Raw genomic sequence first — 4173 nt, 5'->3', positions numbered from 1 at the left:
GCCCCGGGGCGGCAGCGGGGCGGTGGCGGCGGCCTCGGCGGCCAGCGCCTCGCAGAGGTCGGCGGGGGCCAGGTCGTAGGCGGCCTCGTCGGCGGCGGCCAGCAGGGAGTCGAGGTCAGGGTAGGGGCGGTGGGCCGCCACCCGTCGGGCCCAGCGCAGGCTGCCGCAGCAGGCGAACAGGGTGGCTTCGGCGGCGTCGGCCGGGGCGTCGTTGAGCCGGGAGACGCCGGTGGGCCGGTCCGCTCCGCCACGGGACTGGGGCGGGAGCCTCGGAAACTCGGGCACGCCGGCTGGGGTGTAGCTGGACAGCGGTGGGCTCCTGAGGGACCTGAGGGACGGCTGTGGGGCTGCGGTGGAGCGCGGGCCCAGTCACCGTATCGGCGATGTTCGCGACTGTCCGACGGATGCGCGAATTTCACTCGTACGTGAGCGAAAGCGGACGGACGACCTCCACGCGGCGGCGTTCACCGTTCCGGCTTAGCGTCTACGCATGGTGCATCTGTGGTCAAAGTTCGCTTCCGTCGCCGGTGTGGTGTCGGTTATCGCGGCCGTATTCGCACCCGAACCCATCACCGTGGCAGCCACAGTCGCACCGGCGATTCCGTCGATCCCGGCGGTCCGCGCCTTCACCCCCACAGCAGGCGGGACCTGGCGACCAGGCCCCGGCACCAGGGTCGTCGCCCCGGCAGGCAGCGCCGTCGAGGACGAGGCGCGGCTGCTCGCGTCCGAACTGGGGGTGCCGTACGCCGATGGCCCAGCCCGCCAGGGGGACGTCTCCCTGTCACTCGAATGGGTTAACGGCAACCCGGAGTCTTACGAGATGACCAGCTCGGCCGCCGGCATCACCGTGCGCGGCACCACCGACGTCGGCGTCTTCTACGGCACCCGCACCCTGCTCCAGGTGCTGCACGCGCGGGGAGCCTTCCCGGCCGGCATGATCCAGGACTGGCCCGACCGGCCGCAGCGCGGGCTGATGGTGGACGTCGGCCGCAAGTACTTCACGCGCGGCTGGCTCGAGGCGCGGATCCGGGAGATGGGCAATCTCAAGCTCAACGAGCTCCACCTGCACCTCAGCGACAACCAGGGCTTCCGCATCCAGAGCACCACCCACCCGGAGGTCGTCTCCGCCCGGCACCTCAGCAGGGCCGACATCCGTGCGGTCGTCGCCGTCGCCGCCCAGCGGCACATCACCGTCATCCCCGAGATCGACAGCCCCGGACACCTCGGCGCCGTCCTGGCCGCCCACCCCTCCCTTCGGCTGCGCAACACCTCCGGCACGGTGGTCAAGGGCGCGCTCGACATCTCCAGGGCCGGGTCCGCGACCCTCGTCGACGACCTGCTCAAGGAGTACGCGCCGCTGTTCCCGGGACCGCACTGGCACCTCGGCGGCGACGAGTACGACGCGCTCACCGTGGCCAACCCCCAGCGGTCCTTCCCGAGGCTCGCCGCCTACGCCCGCGCCCGCTTCGGCCTCCAGGGCACCGTCGCCGACGCCGCGACCGCCTGGATCAACGACCGCGCGGCCCTGCTGCGGCGCTACGGCAAGACCACCGAGGCCTGGAACGACGGCTTCTTCACCAGCCCGCGCTCCTGGCCCGACGCCGGACGCCAGGTCGACTACTGGTCCAGCAACAAACAGCGCGGCCCGCTGCCCGAGACGTATCTGAGGGAAGGCCGGCGGCTGGTCAACCTCAACTCCTGGTACCTCTACTACGTGCTCGGCGGACCGGCCAACTTCCCCTACCCCACCGGCCGGGCCATCTACGAGCGCTGGACCCCCGCCCTCGTCTTCCGAGACCGCACCGTCCCCGCCGCGCTCGCCGGCGCCGACCGCATCCTCGGCGGCCGGCTCGCCATCTGGTGCGACAACGCCGGCGCCCAGACGCAGGGCCAGATCACGGATGGCATCCGGATGCCGCTGCGCGCCCTCGCCCAGAAGACCTGGGACCCGCGCCGCCCGGCGCTGACCTGGGCGGACTTCAAGAACCTGGCGGCCAGGGTGGGCTAGGGCCTGTCCGGTCGATCTCCGCGGCGTCGCGTGCCCTGGCACCAGCGCTCGCGGCGTTGTCGTCGGTCGACGACGCTCCGCGTCGCCTCCCTCCTCCGCCTTGCGATCGCAGGCGCCAGACCCCGCTCCTTCTCCCACGGAGATCGGCCGGACAGGCCCTAGGCTCCGCGTCCGTGACAAAGTCCCTGACCCTCATAGCCGCCACCGCGGTGATCGCCTGTGCCGCCGCGAACGCCGCCCTGCTGGTCGCCCGGATCCGCCAGTACGGCACCGAGGCCGCGAACCGGGCGAGCATGTGGACCGGCAACCTCACCGGCATCCGCAGCGGGCTGCTGGTCCTGACGGCGCTGGTGTTCCTGCTCTGGCTGCGGAGGGCCAGGACCGCTGGAGCTGTCGCGCATGCAGCGGGACCGGCTCGCCGAACTGGGAGGCGGCCGGGGTCCGCCTCCCCCCACAGGAGCGTCCCCGACCGCCCTGTTAAGTACAGCGCCACGGGTGCCGAAAGTGTCACACCTTCGGAGGTGTGATGATTTTGTTCGATTCCGCGCTGTAGAACTTGGGGGTGGTTGTGGGGGAAGGCGGACCGAGCCTCAAATAAAGGGGACGCGTGGTCAGGAGCGGGGGGCGGCGTCGTTCACCCAAGGACGACGACGCGGAGCTCGGAGCGGCGGTCGAACGTGCCCAGGCCGGGGACGAGACCGCGTTCACGGTGGTATACCGCCTGGTCGACCCGCTGCTGCTCGGCTACGTACGCGCCATCGTCGGCCCCGCCGAAGCGGAGGACGTGACCTCCGAGACCTGGCTGGAGATCGCCCGCGACCTCGGCCGCTTCCGTGGCGACGGCGCCGGATTCCGTGGCTGGGCCGCCACCATCGCCCGTCACCGCGCCCTGGACCATCTGCGCTGGCAACGCTCCCGCCCCCGGGTCACCGTCCTCGAACAAGACGTCCTCGAACTCCCCGGCGCCGAGGACACCGCCGCCCAGGCGCTGGAGAACCTCTCCACCGAGCAGGCCGTCGCCCTCATCGCCACTCTCCCCCCGGACCAGGCCGAAGCCGTCGTCCTTCGCGTCCTCGTCGGCCTCGACGGCGCCTCGGCCGCCCGCGTCCTCGGCAAGCGGCCCGGCGCGGTCCGTACGGCCTCGTACCGGGGCCTGAAGCGGCTGGCCCGCCTGCTCGGTTGAGCCCGACGGCCGCGTGGCAGGATAGGGCGCCTGTGCGAGGGGGGTACCGAGACGTGGATCTGGCGACCGCGGTGCGCGCGGCGCAGGAGGGGGACGAGGAAGCCTTCCGGATCATGTACCGCGCGGTGCAGCCGCAGCTGCTGCAGTACGTACGTGGCTTTGTCGGCGCCGCCGACGCGGAGGACGTGGCGTCGGAGGCATGGCTGCAGATAGCCCGCGACCTGGCGTCCTTCCGGGACCCCGGTGACGGGGACACCGGCGACGCCATACGCGGCTGGACGGCCAGGATCGCCCGTAACCGTGCCCTCGACCATCTGCGGGCGGTGGGGCGCCGCCCGGCGACCGCCGTCGGCATCGAGGACCTGCTCGACCGGCCCGCCGGGGAGGACACGGCGGAGGAGGCGGTGGCGGCCGTGGGGACCGGGCAGGCGCTGGCCGCGATCGCGTCGCTGCCCAGGGACCAGGCCGAGGCAGTGCTGCTGAGGGTCGTGATGGGCCTGGACTCCAAGACCGCGGCCAAGGTGCTGGGCAAACGTCCGGGCGCGATGCGAATGGCGACCAGCCGGGGGCTGCGGCGGCTGGCTGAACTGCTGGAATCCGACGCGGGGCCTTCGAGTGTGACATTTTCGGTGTCTCGAACGCTTGAGGACATGAGATGAGCGATAAGCGAGGACCCGCCCGGTCGGACGACTGGCTCGACGCCGCCATCGCGGAGCGGCTGCTGCGCGGTGCGACGGATCCGGATCCGGCCGACAAGCGCACCGCCGTGCTGGCCGGGCTGCTCGCAGCCGCCTCGGCACCGGCCGCCCTCGACCCGGTCCGCGAGGAGGCGGCGGTCGCCGCCTTCCGTTCGGCGCGCGACGAGGGAGCCCTCGCCGCGGGCGTACGCCGCCGGAGCCGCGCCGACGACTGGCGCCGGCCCCGAGGGCTGCGGCACGTCGCCCGTTCGGCGAAGGCCGTCACCGGTGTGCTCTTCGCCACG

General features: G+C 72.6%; 4 protein-coding genes and 1 pseudogene. 4 read left to right on the top strand and 1 reads right to left on the bottom strand.

The features are described from left to right. Window positions 1–285, bottom strand: a 285-nt coding sequence (locus tag EFK10_RS31985) for a 2-oxo-4-hydroxy-4-carboxy-5-ureidoimidazoline decarboxylase (protein WP_322973434.1), incomplete at its 3' end; no start/stop codon positions are given. Window positions 286–490: 205 nt separating this feature from the next. Between EFK10_RS31985 and EFK10_RS31980 the strand changes: the two genes are divergently transcribed. The 4 genes and pseudogenes from EFK10_RS31980 to EFK10_RS31965 all read left to right on the top strand — a co-directional run. After that, window positions 491–2008 carry a beta-N-acetylhexosaminidase gene (locus EFK10_RS31980; protein ID WP_127359145.1) on the top strand — a complete coding sequence of 506 codons (1518 nt, stop codon included), beginning with the start codon at window positions 491–493 and terminating at the stop codon, window positions 2006–2008. A 607-nt stretch (window positions 2009–2615) separates the two neighbouring features. Continuing rightward, on the top strand, window positions 2616–3191 hold the full coding sequence (locus EFK10_RS31975; RefSeq protein ID WP_127359144.1) for an RNA polymerase sigma factor: 576 nt from the start codon (window positions 2616–2618) through the stop codon (window positions 3189–3191). Between the two features lie 59 nt (window positions 3192–3250). Continuing rightward, window positions 3251–3850, top strand: a complete 600-nt coding sequence (locus tag EFK10_RS31970; protein WP_127359146.1) for an RNA polymerase sigma factor — start codon at window positions 3251–3253, stop codon at window positions 3848–3850. Further along, window positions 3847–4173 (top strand): annotated as a pseudogene (locus EFK10_RS31965) (hypothetical protein); the annotation flags it as partial. The gene EFK10_RS31970 and the pseudogene EFK10_RS31965, both read left to right, overlap by 4 nt.

The organism is Streptomyces soli (assembly GCF_003999195.1).
Classification (GTDB): Bacteria; Actinomycetota; Actinomycetes; order Streptomycetales; family Streptomycetaceae; genus Actinacidiphila; species Actinacidiphila soli.
The sequence above is the reverse complement of the archived record's forward strand: the minus strand, read 5'-3'. Positions and strand labels throughout refer to the sequence as shown.

Excerpts from the sequence above, each read along its gene's own strand:
- EFK10_RS31980 (WP_127359145.1), top strand. The coding sequence starts at position 491 with ATGGTGCATCTGTGGTCAAAGTTCGCTTCCGTCGCCGGTGTGGTGTCG.